We start from the raw sequence: 14,901 nt of genomic DNA, 5'->3' as shown, positions 1-14,901 counted from the left end.
TCTTATGTTAGAGCTTCGTCATCTTAATACCTTAACCGCGCTGCGAGCGCATGGTTCACTAGCGGCAGCGGCGGATGAGCTGCATGTTACTGCCTCTGCAGTCTCCCACCAGTTAAAAGAACTGGAGAATTATTACGATATCAGTCTGGTCAACCGTCGCACGCGGCCACTGACCTTTACCCCAGCGGGCAAAACGGTACTGGCATTAGCTGACAATATCCTACCGCAAGTGACTCGCACTAAAGCCAACCTGAAGCGTTTAGCCCATGGGCAAGCAGGCAGAATGCGCTTGGCATCTGAATGTCATAGCTGTTTTGATTGGTTAATGCCGATACTCAATCATTACCGTCGCGAGTGGTCGGATGTAGAGCTGGATTTTGCTACCGGTTTTGAGCCTGAACCCCATCATTTATTGATGGAAGGCGATATCGACTTGCTAATCACTACCAGTAATTTGCCAATCGATGGTCTCAGCTATCAGCCATTATTTGAGTATGAAAGCCGCCTGGTGCTGTCACCGCTCCATGATTTAGCGGAGCAAGCCTTTATTCGGCCTAATGATTTATGTAATGAGACCTTGATTGCCTATCCAGTAGAAGCCAAGCGCCTCGATATTATCGCTAACTTTATGACCCCAGCGCAGGAGTCTTTTAAGAAAATCCGTACCACTGAGCTGACTGCTATGCTGATTCAATTGGTTGCCAGTGAGCGCGGCGTGGCCGCATTACCCGATTGGGTAGTCGCTGAATACGAGAAAAAAGGTTGGGTAGTTTCACGGCCGCTTGGTGATGGCGTTTATTGCCAGCTCTATGCCGCGACCCGTGCTTCAAGTAAAGACACGGCTTATATGCAAGGCTTTGCGAGCTTATTGGAAGGAATCGTTAAGCCATTGTAGTCATTAATTGCCAGTTATGGTCACTAGCTATAGTTAATGGAGTTGGTCTCCCTTAGAACAGATAGAACGTGGCTAGCAGAAATTTTTGCAGCATCGAAAAGTGGCGTCGCCGCACAGCAAGTGAGAAGATTTTCTCCAGCCCCAGTACTTATCGCTTAAGTTTGTCTTTATTTTCATAACAATCGAATTATAAAAACAGCTTAAACAAATAAAACCCAGCGGCAGTCGCTAATAAGGTTAATCCCACATGCAGCCCTACTAATATCAGACCTGCAAACATGCGCCCGTCATTAATTAAAGCAAAAACCTCAGCGCTAAAAGTGCTAAAAGTAGTCAGACCGCCACAGAATCCGGTAATAATAAACAGTTTTGCATTGACTGATACACCGCTACCCATACGCTCAAACCATACTAGGGCTAGCCCAATTAACAATCCACCGAGAATATTGGCGCCAAGTGTGCCAAACGGTATCCAACTGTGTAGTGGGTTAAAGCGTCCTAGCCATGCTCGCAAACAAGCACCGACTGCTGCTCCTAAACCTATGGCGAGCCATTGCATGATCGTATCCTTCAACAAAATAAATATTGATAAGTATCTATTAAATAAGCAAAAAATTATACTGCGGGCAACTCGGTCATGGACCAACGCGGAACACAGCTAACTGCCAAATCATCTGACTGGCCAGCTTGTAAGCGCTGGAAACCCACATAAGCAATCATCGCGCCATTATCAGTACATAAGGCAGGCGGCGCATAATGCACAGTCGCATTTATTTTCGCTAACTCAGTCTCTAACGTATCACGCAGGTGGCTATTGGCACTGACACCACCGGCAATCACTAATCGGTTCATATCAACCTGCTTAAGCGCTTTGATGCATTTTTTCACTAGGGTATCGACCATTGCATGCTGAAAACTGGCAGCAATATCCTCGCGCACTTTCGGGTCGCTATTAGAGCCATTCCCTGAGCCCCCCGAACCATAGGTATCTTTAATTAGGTTATGTACTGCTGTTTTCATACCACTGAATGAGAAGTCCAAACCGCGATGCAGCATGGGGCGCGGTAGATTATAGGCATTTGGATTGCCAGTCTCAGCAAGCTTGGCAATATTGGGGCCACCTGGATACTTTAAGCCCAGCATTTTTGCCGCTTTATCAAAGCACTCACCTGCTGCGTCATCAATCGACTCACCCAATATTTCATATTGCCCAACGCCTTGCGCCGCAATCAATAACGTATGACCGCCGGATACCAATAGCGATACAAAAGGAAACGCTGGCGGATTGGCTCCCATCAAAGGTGCTAATAAATGTCCTTCCATATGATGGACACCAATCGCTGGAATATTTAATCCATAAGCCAAACTGCGTCCAAATAATGCGCCAGTCATCAACGCTCCAATCAGCCCTGGCCCTTTGGTATAGGCAATAGCATCAATCTCATTTTTATTGATGTTACATTGGTCTAATAACTCATGGAATAACGGCACCAGCTTACGAATATGGTCACGACTGGCAAGCTCAGGTACCACGCCGCCGTAAACTGCGTGCAACTCTATTTGAGAATACAACACTTGCCCAAGCAAGCCTTTAGTACCATCATTATTGTCGCTATTTATCAGCTCACTATCAAAAATAGCTAAGCCAGTCTCATCACAAGAGGTCTCTAAGCCCAATACTTTCATGCTTTTGCCTTTATATCGTCGTTTTTGTTTGTATTAAAAAAGCGACTGGTTTCACCCACAAAAAAACCGCCATTGTAAATCACAATGACGGTTAGTTTAACAAATTTCAACAGCCAATATCAGCTAACAGCTTCTAACATATAATCAACAGCCGCGTGGACTTGGGCCTCGCTAACCTTGTCATTCGCTTGAGGCGGCATTTTATTGAAGCCCTTAGACGAATGTGTATAAAGTGTCTCTTTACCTTTGGTAATACGTGCACTCCACGCAGCCGTATCACCATATTTTGGTGCATTAAGCAGTCCATTCTGATGACAGACTTTACACTGGACTTCATACAGTTTAGCACCCGCATCGGCAGCCAATACCTCAGGTTCAGCAGTGCTACTAACTTCTATAGCCGCAGCGTCATCTGGCAGCATTTCTGCTGGTTCAGTCGAGGCAACCACCTCATCAGCAGGGGCTGGCACTTCGGCTTCCACTACAGGCTCATTAATCTCTACGGCCGTCGTTTCTGCTTCGCTAACATCAGCATCTTCAACAGGAGTATTGTCACCACCACTACAGGCACTGAGAGCCAACAGTGCACTAAGACCAAGCGCGGACAATGCCCATTTATTGACTGGTTTTTTATTCATAACGGCTTGCTTAATAGTCATGCTGACACCTTTACCTAATAGTTACTTCGGCTTATCTCTACTAACCCTTTATTAGTACTAGGGCTGTCATTAGCAATAATAGTGATTGCTAAAAATGAACGACTTTTGAGAATTTTGCGGCTTATCATTTTGTAGCTGGCTCAACATCAACCATCTTAGCTGGCAGCTGCAACCATATAGTCAACCGCTGCATGAATTTGAGCTTCGGTGACCCCGTTTGTAGCTTGGGGTGGCATTTGGTTAAAGCCTTTTGCCGAATGCGTATATAAGATCTCTTTGCCCTTAGCAATACGTGGAGCCCAAGCGGCCGCATCACCATATTTCGGTGCATTCAACAAGCCATTTTGATGACAAGCCATGCACTGAGTATTGTAGAGTTGAGCACCAACATTAACAGCAAGATCTTCAGGTTTAGCAGCACCAGCAACCTCAGTCGTCGCAGCCGCATCTACTGGCATATCTGCATTAGCTTGGTCAGTAGTCGCCATAGCATTCGCGTCAGCTGCAGCTACTGGAGCAGTTTCTGGAAAAGCCATATCTTCAGCTTCAGGGCCATTTTTGATGGCAAGTGCAGCCGCATCTTCCACTCGGTCGACTGCCATAACTTCTTCTGATTCTTTGTCACTGCTGCAAGCGCTAACCCCGATGCCTAAAGTGACGATCAATGCTGTCCACAGAGCTGTGCTTAATGAGCTGTTTATTACCGTTTTTTTCATCCCAACATCCTTAATAAAACTGACATAAAAGCACAAATGCGCCTACTATTTTGATGGATTTATCATAGCATAAACTTCACCCAATACGTTATAGTCAGTAAGGGTTTTTTACCCAATTTTTATGGACTCTTTATGAAGCGCATTAGTAAACATAAAGAGCGTTATTATAATAATAATAAAGACTTTAAATTAAAGAGCAAACCATCAAACCAACAGCAAGGCGCTGAGTATCTTGAGCGCAATAATAAACAAATACACTAAAGGCTTTGACTTTGCTAACATTTTTTATTAAAATAATCGCCCTTGTGCTGTTGCGCAAGATTATCCTAGTTTGAGCTGATGTCTGCAATCTTGAGATATTGCGGCTAAATACTAATACACAGCCAAACTAATGCCCCTTGTATCTCATCCTCATGAGGAGTCTTCATGCCTGCAGTTAAGGTTAAAGAAAACGAACCAGTTGATATCGCTATCCGTCGTTTTAAGCGCGCTTGTGAAAAAGCTGGCGTTCTATCAGACGTACGTAAGCGTGAATTTTATGAAAAACCAACGCAAGAGCGTAAGCGCAAAAAAGCCGCTGCCGTTAAGCGTTATAAGAAAAAACTACAACGCGATACTATCCGTACCACGCGTATGTACTAATCACTTATTAATGATAAGTGATTAAATTTTTGAGCTTAACAGTATATAAATAAGGTAAATACTATCTTGCTGTTGTCCTCATCAGATTTTAACTGATTCGTTTGCCGGTATTGCATCCTTACCGTTAGTTTTATTACTAGCTTTGGCAAACCAATAAGATTATCCGCCGCATTGATATACCAGCGCCACTGCTATCCATTGATATCAGTGGCGTTTTTTATGCTACAATTTTATTAATATATTTCATTTAGCAAGCTTTTAATCTTATAGAGGATCATAACAGTCATGAGCCAACTTAAACAAAACTTAGCAGACACGATCATAACGTCTATGAAAGCACGCGAGATTGAGCGAGTAAAGGTACTGCGTAATGTACAAGCAGTGATCAAACAAATCGAGATCGATCGTCGAATCGAATTGGACGATGCTGACGTATTAGACGTGCTACAAAAACAGCTGAAACAGCGCCATGAGTCCCTAACTATTTTTACTGAAAACGACCGTGATGATTTAGCAAAAAAAGAGCAGTTCGAGATCGATATCATCAGTGAATTTATGCCCAAGCAAATGGATGACACTGAAGTTGCTGCTTTAGTGAATGCTGAGATTGCAGAGCAAGGGGCAACATCTATGCGTGATATGGGCAGTGTGATGGCTGTACTCAAAAATAAAACGGCCGGCCGTGCTGATCCTGCGCTGATCTCAAAACTAGTAAAACAATCGCTACAAGGTTAATATTTTATTAAAATCTAGCATTAAATTTTTTATTAGAATAGACAAAACCTGAAGATGTAAAAATAACCGCTTAAGGCTTAAAGTCTTTAGCGGTTTTTATGGCGTTGATTTCTTGGGCAATGTTCGCTAATAGCGGACGGGCACTGTTACTAGTGGCTGGTGCTAATTGCATCTGTTCAGTCAGCTGCTGGGCTTGGGTAAGCGAAGTCAGTGCATTGTCGTAGCGGCCGCTCCATAGCTGGTCATAGCTGCGATAACGTAGCGCATTAATAGTGGCAATAGTTGCTAGCTGCGCTGAAGGCGTTGTTTTGGCTAATTTTTCATTGGCCAGTTGTAAGCTTTGCCAGGCATAGCGGTCGCTTGATTGCTGCTGAGTAAGTGGTTTAAGCAGCACTTGTGCTTGAAGCGGCTGATTGTTATTGGTCAGGGCCTCGGCTAAATATAGACGCAAGTCGCGACGCTCTGGATACAGTCGCTGCTGAGCCTCTAACACTTCTGCGGCTTGCTGCCATTTATTTTGTTCACTCAATATCTGGCTATGAGTAATAGACAATAACGGTTCTAGTATTTGGCGCTTTGTTGCTGGCAAAGCAGTAAGCTCAGTCAAAATATTGTTAGCATCAGCAAAACGCTGCTGCTCACCATACCAATGCATTAAGGCCAATTTTGCACCTAAGCTATTCTGCGCTGCAGTCGTCAAAGCTGTCTGTGAGACATGCTTACCGATACTTTGTACTCGCCAATAGAGCAAATCAAATAGCGCTTGGTGGCGCTGCTGCTGGATCAGTGACAGCGCTGGATAACGCTGCGCACGACTTTGGGCCTCACTTAAACGCTCATTACTTAACGGATGCGAGCGTACAAAACTGGGTAGAAATCGATTTTCGACTTGGTTGAGTTGGCTTTTTTGATTCATCGTCGCAAAAAACCGTGGCATCGCCCGTGGGTCATAGCCGGCCTGAGTCATTATCTGCATACCTACCCGATCAGCTTCACGCTCATTACTACGGCTAAAGGCCATGCTGCTATTCATGGTTGCAGTTTGGCTGCCCATCATCACTGCTGCTGCTGCATCACTATCAACTGCGGAAGCCGCAATCGCTGCCAGCATACCGCCTACTTGCATAAGTAGAGCTTGTTTACGTTCATCCGCCCCATGTTCATAATGACGCTGACTAATGTGTGCGACCTCATGCGCCACCACACTTACTAGCTCATCCATACTGCTTGCCGCTAATATGGTACCAGTATTAATACCGATAACACCGCCCGGTGCTGCAAACGCATTAACACTGGAGTTATCAATGACCACTACTGCTAATGGCGCTTGCTGACGTACTTGGGCATTAAGACGCCAAGTCATGTCTTTTATAGTTTCTTGAATCCAAGGGTCATGCTCCATTTTTACCCCATTATTGATCCTTTGGAGCGACCACTCACCAAGCAGCTTGTTTTGATATTGCTCAGAGAAGCTTAATCCTTGCCCGCGCAAACTGGGCAGCTCTAATTCATTTGGATCTGCTGAAGATTGCCATGGACCATACGCTGGTATAGCGGCTGCAGGCAAAGCTTGGCTATAACCACTGGCTAGCAACATAACTAATAACAACCCTACTGATACGTTACCACGTAAAGGCTTATTAATTTGGTGTCTTTTTATCGACTGTCTATTAGCGTGATGCAAATGCGTATCCTATACAGTTGTCTATTAGGTCAATTTCGACTATACGAGCTTGTCCGCATGAGGTCAATTTTAGCATGGTCTTGACTACCAATATCTAGGCGGCGTGTCACCTTTGTGCAACATTGCCATGCCAAGCTTCTGACTTTATTTGTATTATTTGTACTATCTTAAATAACCATATCGTTGACAACCACAAACAGCTGCAATTGCTAAGCGCTGATTTGTTATAATAGAAAATCTATAACACCACTATTGTGAAAATTAAATATTCAAAACCAAGTATTAAAAGTTAATATGCTAAGGGTAACCTCCATGTCTGCTGCTAACTATTCACCCCTTACTATGCATGCACCATATCAAATATATTTGAGGCAAACGTTACCTGAATCTGAGCACTATACGATTACCTCATTATTGAGCTTGTTACCAACCGATTGTATTCACGGTATTCAGCGACACTGTGATGATATGCAAAATCCATCTGCTATTCATATCAAAGATATGGTGGATGGACGCGGACTTGCCTGCCCAATGCCCTTATTAAAAACCAAAGTGGCACTACGTAACGTGGCAATTGGTGAATCTCTATATGTAGTTGCAACTGACCCCAACTCTCAAGCTGATATCCTCGCTTTTTGTCAGCAAACTCAGAAAATAGCTACTACTGATAACTTGTTATTAATGGTTAATCAAACCACTAATGGCTCGTCCATTGGTAGCTTGTCTACCCAAACGTTCGATACAATATTTCACTTCATCATTACCAAAACCGATAGCAACTAAGCAGCGCTATCCTTTACAATCAAGACAACGAAAATCTTCATCTGTAACTTGCTTACCTATTCAATTTTAATCAAGGTCAAGAATATGGCTACTGACTCGGCGACAACGACAACAATGCAGAATAGTGACAGTCCTGCTCCTGAAAAAAATCCAGCCCGTGAAGCGGCGCTGAAGGCAGCAGCACAGCGCCCACCTTATGATGCCAGTGCGCTCGAAGATACCAGTACACGTGATTTAGTGCCTGCCATGCCGACGCATCTGTCGGCACCAGGGGTGAATTTGGGTGCCTATATTAATACTGTACATCAAATTCCTATCTTAACACCGGCCCAAGAGCAGGAACTTGCACATCGTTATTATGATGAAGGCGACGTTGAAGCCGCACGTTTGCTAGTGATGTCGCATTTGCGTTTTGTGATTCATATTGCCCGCAGCTATTCTGGCTACGGTTTACCGCAAGCGGACTTGATTCAAGAAGGTAATCTAGGCTTGATGAAGGCCGTTAAGCGCTTTGACCCCAATAAAGGTGTGCGCTTAGTATCATTTGCAGTACATTGGATTAAGGCTGAAATTCATGAGTTTGTGATTCGCAACTGGCGGATTGTTAAAGTGGCGACGACTAAAGCCCATCGTAAGTTATTCTTTAATTTGCGTAGCCTCAAAAAGACCAATAACCAGCTGACTTTAGAAGAAGCTGATGCCATTGCTAACGACCTTAATGTCACCCGCAAACAAGTGTTGGAGATGGAATCACGTCTGACTTCTTATGATGCGTCATTTGAGACCCAATCGAGCGATGATGATGATGGACGTTATGCACCGCAACTATTCTTAGAGGATGGTTTTGATCCTGCTGAAATGGTAGAAGAAGCAGACTGGGAAGACAATAATTCCTCAGCTCTAATAGCAGCGATGGATACCTTGGATGATCGCTCACGCGATATCGTCGAACAGCGCTGGCTTACTGAGCAAAAATCTACCTTGCACGAGCTGGCAGCGGTATATTCTATCTCTGCAGAACGGGTACGCCAGATTGAGAAAAATGCAATGGATAAAATCCGTGATGCGATGACTATTGAAAGTGTAATTTTGCCTGATGATATTCAATAAATAGCAGATAGAGGGTCAAAACGCCGCATAATTGATAATAAATAAAATAAATACCACTTATAAACTTTCAAGGTTGGTGAAATTTTCTCGCTTACGGTGCTGTGGCTGCGCTACTGCGTAGGCTATAAAAATTTCTACAGACCTTGGGTATCCGTTTTAGAGTAAATCAGCTAGTAACCAGCTGATAATTTATAGAGGTTGGATAATGGTCAACTGGATAGGTATTGCAGCGATTAATCTTACCATAGCAGTTGCTTTAGGGGCATTTGGCGCTCATGCTATCAAAAGTATGGTCACTGCTCAGGAGCTTGAATGGTGGCATACTGCGACGCTATATTTATTTGTTCATGCCCTTGGATTATTAATGGTTGGATTGCTTATTCGTCTTAACTATGCGACCCAAACTAGCGCATGGTTGCTACAAATTGGAATTATCATTTTTGCGGGTAGCTTATATGCCATGACGCTTGGTGCGCCACGTTGGTTTGGCGCCATCACGCCTATCGGTGGGGTGTTAATGATTGCTGGCTGGGCATGGTTAGCAGTGACAGCATTTCGATTAAGTAATCCAACCAGCTAAATAGCAGAATAATCAATTGATTCAAAAACTTCTAATAAAGAGTTTTTAATAAAAGATTATTACTAAAGGATCGCTACTACAATTAGGGAGTAAGTATTATGAGTCTCATTAGCGTCAATGGAAAAACCTTACAGACGACTCATCAGACCGTTCAGTTGGTCGTTAATGAGTTGGGACTGAGTGAAGGTCGTTATGCTGTCGAAGTGGATGGTGACCTTATTCCTAAAAGCGAGCTTGGAAAATTAGTTATCGTCGATGGGATGTCTATAGAGGTTGTACAAGCGGTTGGCGGCGGCTGATCTTGATATTTTTCATATTGCTCTTTACTGTTTTTTAATAGAATCTTTATTATTTAGTAGAACCTTTGTTTTGATAGTAATTTTATCTTCAAAACCTTATCCCTATAAAAAAGACCTCAATGCATTATATGCGTGAGGTCTTTTTATTATTGAATATAAAATATATAGGGCTCCTTAAATAATAATTAGTTAAAATCAAATAAAGTAAGTTGAGATAAACGGCTTGATAGCGTGGTAATAAAGATTTTATTATTATTATTGTTATTACCTATTACCGCTACCAAGCCGGGCAAAACATCATTCTTTCTAATAACTTCTTCTCTTACTCTCATTTATTTTCACTATGATGAGATAGAACCCTAGACAGCTGGAACCGTATCAGCAATTTCATTGTCTTCGTAGCGTCCATCACGCCCGGCACCGCGAATCTTTTTGCGCTCTTGACGAGTTTTATATTTTCGTACTTGTCTATCTAGTTTGTCTGCCATCTCATTAATGGCTTTATACATATCATCATCAAAAGCTTGGACGAACATTTCTTGACCCGAGACTCGCATAATGGCTTCGGCTTTATTGCTCTTTTTGCCACCATCACTTGCGCCGCTATTATCTAGCGACAGAATCACTTGAATGCTTTGTATTTGATCAAAGTGACTCTCAATTTTACTAAGCTTGTCGCGAACGACTGTGTCCATGGCATCAGTAACGCTAATATGGTGACCACTGATAGAAACATTCATAGTCTTATCCTTGTATTTATCACTTATGTACAACAGATGAACCAGCACTCCTGCCTTTATCACCTTGCCTTATCAATAATACCGTTAGCTTGTCATCACTGGCTGTTATGTCCTTTTACCGCCTCGAATGATTCAATAAATAAGCTGTTTGGTTTTTCCTATTGATGTGCTTCTAATTTGTCATGAAAACGAAATAGTAGCAAGCCAGTAAAGTGTAATTAAATGTAAAAAAATCTTTTGTTCTTTACATAATTCTATATAATCAGAAATTTTTGTTTTTTATATATTATTTTGAGTATGTCAAAGTTACTGCAGAGTGTTTAATATTTCTGTTTACGCTGAGTAGAAGAGCCAATATTCATCGCTTCGCGATACTTAGCAACGGTGCGCCGAGCAATGTCGATACCATCGTCTCGTAAGTGCGCTTGAATGCGGCTGTCAGAAAGCGGTTTTTTAGGATTCTCAGCACCAATAAGCTGTTTAATCATAGCGCTGATAGCCGTTGATGAAATATCACCATCGTTACTACTCACGTGTGACGAAAAGAAGTGTTTAAGCGAAAATAGTCCTTGCGGAGTCAAGATAGTTTTACTGGTGGTCAAGCGCGAAACGGTGGACTCATGTAGATCAACTTCTTCTGCAATATTCTTTAAAATAAGGGGCTGCATAGCCGTCGCACCGAAGCGCAGAAATTCTTGTTGATAACGTACGATACTACTAGCAACTTTTAATAAATTTTGATTGCGCTCCTCAATACTACGGATAAACAGTCGTGCATCGGTGAGGTTGTCACGTAAATACTGATTATCAGGACTGTCATCGCCGCGCTTAACTAAGCGGGCATACTCCTGATTGACGCGCAGTTTTGGTAGGGTTTCAGGATTAAGGCGCACATGCCAGCCCTCTTCTTCAGCAGATATAGCGTGCCGTATGGGAGTTACTAAAACGTCAGGAATATCATAGCTGGTAGGTGGCTGAGTATACTCAGGCTGATTACTCTGAAAGGATAAGCCTGGTGCAGGGTTTAACGTGCGTAGTAAACTGAGCGCAGGGGTAATGTGTTCAGGTGCGAGTTTGGTGATTTCAGTTAAGGCTCTGATATTGTTACTGACTAAATGTTCGCTTGCAGACAACAAAGCCTGTGCATGTTTGAGATGTTCAGTATACGGGTCAATCTTAGCAAGTTGAATAGCAAGACATTCGCTGAGATTACGCGCCCCAACACCGAGCGGATCGCAAGATTGGATGATGCGTAGCACGGTCTCCATCTGAGCACGCTCAATCGGCGCGTCCCATTGATAAAAACTTGCCATCGTATCAAAGCTTTGATGTAACTCATCAATATCGATTCGGATAAACCCCATATCATCCATGGACTCGACCATATAATCGGCAATCATCACATCGCTATCAGATAAATGCTTAAAGTTAAGCTGCCAGCGCACATGGTCTTGAATGGTGGCGCAGGTACTACCTTGATAGCGGTCTAGCTCATCATAATCTGAACCTATAGCTGCAGTAGACCCATAGTTACCGATATCAAAATTGCTATAATCATTATCATTGGTCGTATTTTGATAGTCATTATCACTATGATCAACAGCACCGTCATCGATACTGTTCTGCGTTAACTTATCTAGGCTATCGCTAAATGTATCAGAGTCGTATTCGATTGTGGTGCTCTTATTGGCATCAGTCGCTGAACCAGTTACAGCATTACTATTCCACATCTCAAGCGTTAAAGGCTCCGCCCAATCATCGGTCATCTCATCAGTATGCCTCTCATCACCTTCATCATCTTCCACTCGTTCGAGCAGTGGATTACTGTCTAATTTGGCCTGAACCTCTTGCGCCAATTCGAGACTAGAAAGCTGCAGCAATTTGATAGCTTGCTGCATTTGCGGGGTGAGCTTTTGTGAGGTACTTAGCGTGGTCGCCAATCCGAACGACATACTCATGGACAGTTTATTGCACTCCGGTATTGATGATATTTCAATTATAATGAAAGTTTAGTTACAGGTTTAATTTTGTAATATCTTGACGATAGCATTTTTTGCAGTACTGTTGCTATGATAATTTATAACTTGTGTGCAGGGACTATTATTTTATATGTTATAAACGGCTGTAAGGATACTTCAATATTTACGCATTGCCGAACACTATAGAACCCAAGTTACTACTAGCTAAACAAATTAGATATTAAAATAGTAAAACCCATAATTATAATTGAGAAACCACTATGAACGATAATCAACTTACCCTTGCTGCCGTACAGCTGAATAGTCAGCAAGATATTAAGGCTAACCTTGCCTCTATTGAGGCTGCGATTAATGACGCCTGTGCGCAAGGGGCCAAGCTGGTGGTACTGCCGGAGAATTGCTGTAGCATGGGTGAGCAATTTGCAACCGCAGAACGCTTTGAGGTTTTATCTGCCACCCTAGCAGACTATGCGCGCGTACATAATGTTTATTTGCTAGCGGGTACCCTACCTTGTCTTTACCGTCCCGATGGCGTTATCGTCCCTGACGGCCGCTTACGCCAAGTCAGTCAGCTGTTTGCCCCGGATGGTAAGTTGGTCGCGCGCTACGATAAAATTCATTTGTTTACAGCCACTGTCGCTGATCAGCAAGGCAGCTATAACGAAGCTGCAACCTTTGAGGCAGGCACACAGACGGTGACTGCTGCTATTGAGGCGAGCAATACAATTTACCAATTAGGGATGATGGTCTGCTTTGATTTGCGTTTTCCGGCGCTTGCTCAGCGTTTGCGTCAAGCGGGCGCTGATATACTCAGCGCGCCCTCTGCTTTTACTTATATGACGGGTCAAGCGCATTGGTCATTATTATTACAGGCACGCGCCTTAGACAGTCAATGTATGGTCATTGGCGCAGCGCAAGGCGGTGATCATCATTACAAAAGCGGTAATATTCGCCAGACCTGGGGACATACAGCGATTAGCGCTTTTGATGGGGCTGTTGTTAATAGCTATGAGGATAGTAATATCAACAGTTATGATGATAGTGAGCTTAAGAGTCAAAAAGCGGATAAAAATTATGCACTGGTAATGGCAACCTTAGACAAACAAGCTCAAGAACAAGGACGGCAAAAAATGCCTATTTTTCAGTGTCACCGATTGGCGTAAGGCGTATTTGAGTTCTAGGCTTTAAATCTAGCTTTTATCATTCTGGGTATAGGTCGCGCGTGGATGAGCGCGATCATAAACTTGGGTGAGCTTAGCAAAGTCGACATGAGTATAAATCTGGGTCGTACTGATATCGCTATGTCCTAGCATCTCTTGCACGGCGCGTAGATCTCCGCTACCTGAGAGCATATGCGAGGCAAAACAATGGCGCAGTAGATGTGGATATAAGTTTTGGACAATGCCAGCCCGCGTTGCCGCGACTTTCAAGCGCTGCTGAACGGCGCGCGTTGATAATCGCGTCCCTAATTTCTCACTGATAAATAAGGCACTATCCTGCTGCTCTAACCATAAATTACGATGTGGCAAATAACGATTGATGGCCACTGCCGCTTTAGTCCCTACTGGCACTAAACGGGTTTTATTACCTTTACCAGTAACTCGTACGCGCAAATCAGATAAATCTATATCTGCCATATCAAGCCCGACCAGCTCGCCAACACGTAGACCACTGCTATACAGTAGCTCAAACATCGCCTTATCACGTAGCCATAACCGTGCCTGTTCTGGGGTATCAGGAGCGGGTTGGTCAAGCAGTTGAGTGAGCAAGTCTATATCAGCAATTGACGGTAGTGGTCTAGGACTACGCTTAAGCTGATAGCCAGTGGCCGGATTAATACGCGCCAGCTGTTCTTCAATCAGCCAACCATAAAAATGGCGGATAGCTGACAATTCTTGCTGTACGCTAGAAAGAGCAAGCTTATCCTCATCAAGACGCTGACTAATATGCTGCGCTAATTGACGTTTATCACAGCGTGTCCAAGTCAACCGCTTACCGCGTAAAAATAGCGCCAGCTGATTAACCCCAGCAAAATAAGCTGTTAGAGTATGCGCCGAATGGTTGCGTACTGCCAAAATATGAAGCCAGCGATATACGGGTGACAACAGTTCTCTCAGTGTTTCATCCGACTCTACTGCCAACGCTGATTCTACTGATATCCATGACTCCTGAGGCTTAGTTCGTGGCTTAGATTTAGGCGTTGATTGAGACATTGATTCAGCCTCTTTATTGGGAGCAAACATAAGAGCTACCTAGCAGTAAATACTCGCCACTTATTATAGTGAATAAAATAGATGCAACGGCTAAACTCGCAAGACTGGCAAAATTTTCTCGCTTGCTGTGCGGCTTTGCCACTCCAGTGGCTTCGAAAATTTCCCACAGCCATGCTCGCT

At 43.4% G+C, this 14,901-nt stretch carries 17 protein-coding genes; 9 read left to right on the top strand and 8 right to left on the bottom strand.

Annotated features, from left to right (window positions below; all coding sequences use genetic code 11):
- The first annotated feature begins 4 nt into the window (after window positions 1-4).
- Complete coding sequence (locus AAEY88_RS07960; RefSeq protein WP_350561204.1) at window positions 5-895, top strand: LysR family transcriptional regulator; 891 nt, start codon at window positions 5-7, stop codon at window positions 893-895.
- A 187-nt stretch (window positions 896-1,082) separates the two neighbouring features.
- Here AAEY88_RS07960 and crcB read toward each other — a convergent pair whose 3' ends face one another.
- The 4 genes from crcB to AAEY88_RS07940 form a co-directional block, all read right to left on the bottom strand.
- Complete coding sequence (gene crcB / locus AAEY88_RS07955; protein WP_350561202.1) at window positions 1,083-1,454, bottom strand: fluoride efflux transporter CrcB; 372 nt, start codon at window positions 1,452-1,454, stop codon at window positions 1,083-1,085.
- Between the two features lie 56 nt (window positions 1,455-1,510).
- On the bottom strand, window positions 1,511-2,581 hold the full coding sequence (tsaD, locus tag AAEY88_RS07950) for a tRNA (adenosine(37)-N6)-threonylcarbamoyltransferase complex transferase subunit TsaD (protein WP_350561200.1): 1,071 nt from the start codon (window positions 2,579-2,581) through the stop codon (window positions 1,511-1,513).
- Window positions 2,582-2,700: 119 nt separating this feature from the next.
- A complete protein-coding gene (locus AAEY88_RS07945; protein WP_350561198.1) occupies window positions 2,701-3,240 on the bottom strand; it encodes a c-type cytochrome in 540 nt (179 codons plus the stop codon).
- Window positions 3,241-3,395: 155 nt separating this feature from the next.
- Window positions 3,396-3,956, bottom strand: coding sequence for a c-type cytochrome (locus AAEY88_RS07940; RefSeq protein ID WP_350561196.1), 561 nt, complete (start codon window positions 3,954-3,956; stop codon window positions 3,396-3,398).
- 132 nt (window positions 3,957-4,088) lie between these two features.
- Here AAEY88_RS07940 and AAEY88_RS07935 point away from each other — a divergent pair, with 132 nt between their 5' ends.
- From AAEY88_RS07935 to AAEY88_RS07925, 3 genes are all read left to right on the top strand, one after another.
- Window positions 4,089-4,217, top strand: coding sequence for a hypothetical protein (locus AAEY88_RS07935; protein WP_350561194.1), 129 nt, complete (start codon window positions 4,089-4,091; stop codon window positions 4,215-4,217).
- A 165-nt stretch (window positions 4,218-4,382) separates the two neighbouring features.
- Entirely contained in the window at window positions 4,383-4,598 is a 216-nt protein-coding gene (rpsU, locus tag AAEY88_RS07930; RefSeq protein WP_025645021.1) for a 30S ribosomal protein S21, read from the top strand.
- 285 nt (window positions 4,599-4,883) lie between these two features.
- Window positions 4,884-5,333, top strand: coding sequence for a GatB/YqeY domain-containing protein (locus AAEY88_RS07925; RefSeq protein WP_350561192.1), 450 nt, complete (start codon window positions 4,884-4,886; stop codon window positions 5,331-5,333).
- A gap of 70 nt (window positions 5,334-5,403) precedes the next feature.
- Here AAEY88_RS07925 and AAEY88_RS07920 read toward each other — a convergent pair whose 3' ends face one another.
- Complete coding sequence (locus tag AAEY88_RS07920) at window positions 5,404-6,930, bottom strand: M48 family metalloprotease (RefSeq protein ID WP_350561190.1); 1,527 nt, start codon at window positions 6,928-6,930, stop codon at window positions 5,404-5,406.
- A gap of 399 nt (window positions 6,931-7,329) precedes the next feature.
- On the opposite strand from AAEY88_RS07920, the gene AAEY88_RS07915 reads away from it, so the two are divergent.
- From AAEY88_RS07915 to thiS, 4 genes are all read left to right on the top strand, one after another.
- A complete protein-coding gene (locus AAEY88_RS07915) occupies window positions 7,330-7,800 on the top strand; it encodes a sulfurtransferase TusA family protein (protein WP_350561188.1) in 471 nt (156 codons plus the stop codon).
- 246 nt (window positions 7,801-8,046) lie between these two features.
- Window positions 8,047-8,910 carry an RNA polymerase sigma factor RpoH gene (rpoH, locus tag AAEY88_RS07910; RefSeq protein ID WP_350561567.1) on the top strand — a complete coding sequence of 288 codons (864 nt, stop codon included), beginning with the start codon at window positions 8,047-8,049 and terminating at the stop codon, window positions 8,908-8,910.
- 205 nt (window positions 8,911-9,115) lie between these two features.
- On the top strand, window positions 9,116-9,490 hold the full coding sequence (locus tag AAEY88_RS07905; protein WP_350561186.1) for a DUF423 domain-containing protein: 375 nt from the start codon (window positions 9,116-9,118) through the stop codon (window positions 9,488-9,490).
- 98 nt (window positions 9,491-9,588) lie between these two features.
- Window positions 9,589-9,789: a sulfur carrier protein ThiS gene (thiS, locus tag AAEY88_RS07900; protein ID WP_350561184.1), complete on the top strand. Its 201-nt coding sequence runs from the start codon at window positions 9,589-9,591 to the stop codon at window positions 9,787-9,789.
- A gap of 359 nt (window positions 9,790-10,148) precedes the next feature.
- Here thiS and hpf read toward each other — a convergent pair whose 3' ends face one another.
- Together hpf and rpoN are read right to left on the bottom strand one after the other, a co-directional pair.
- Window positions 10,149-10,529 (bottom strand): ribosome hibernation-promoting factor, HPF/YfiA family, encoded by a 381-nt coding sequence (gene hpf, locus AAEY88_RS07895; protein WP_350561182.1) that lies wholly within the window; start codon window positions 10,527-10,529, stop codon window positions 10,149-10,151.
- A gap of 320 nt (window positions 10,530-10,849) precedes the next feature.
- Window positions 10,850-12,487 (bottom strand): RNA polymerase factor sigma-54, encoded by a 1,638-nt coding sequence (rpoN, locus tag AAEY88_RS07890; RefSeq protein ID WP_350561180.1) that lies wholly within the window; start codon window positions 12,485-12,487, stop codon window positions 10,850-10,852.
- A gap of 281 nt (window positions 12,488-12,768) precedes the next feature.
- On the opposite strand from rpoN, the gene AAEY88_RS07885 reads away from it, so the two are divergent.
- Window positions 12,769-13,671: a nitrilase-related carbon-nitrogen hydrolase gene (locus tag AAEY88_RS07885; RefSeq protein ID WP_350561178.1), complete on the top strand. Its 903-nt coding sequence runs from the start codon at window positions 12,769-12,771 to the stop codon at window positions 13,669-13,671.
- 27 nt (window positions 13,672-13,698) lie between these two features.
- On the opposite strand, the gene AAEY88_RS07880 is transcribed toward AAEY88_RS07885, so the two are convergent.
- Window positions 13,699-14,721: a tyrosine recombinase XerC gene (locus AAEY88_RS07880; RefSeq protein ID WP_350561565.1), complete on the bottom strand. Its 1,023-nt coding sequence runs from the start codon at window positions 14,719-14,721 to the stop codon at window positions 13,699-13,701.
- Window positions 14,722-14,901: the final 180 nt, after the last annotated feature.

Origin of the sequence: Psychrobacter sp. CAL346-MNA-CIBAN-0220 (genome assembly GCF_040309805.1) — a bacterium.
GTDB lineage: Bacteria > Pseudomonadota > Gammaproteobacteria > Pseudomonadales > Moraxellaceae > Psychrobacter.
The sequence above is the reverse complement of the archived record's forward strand: the minus strand, read 5'-3'. Positions and strand labels throughout refer to the sequence as shown.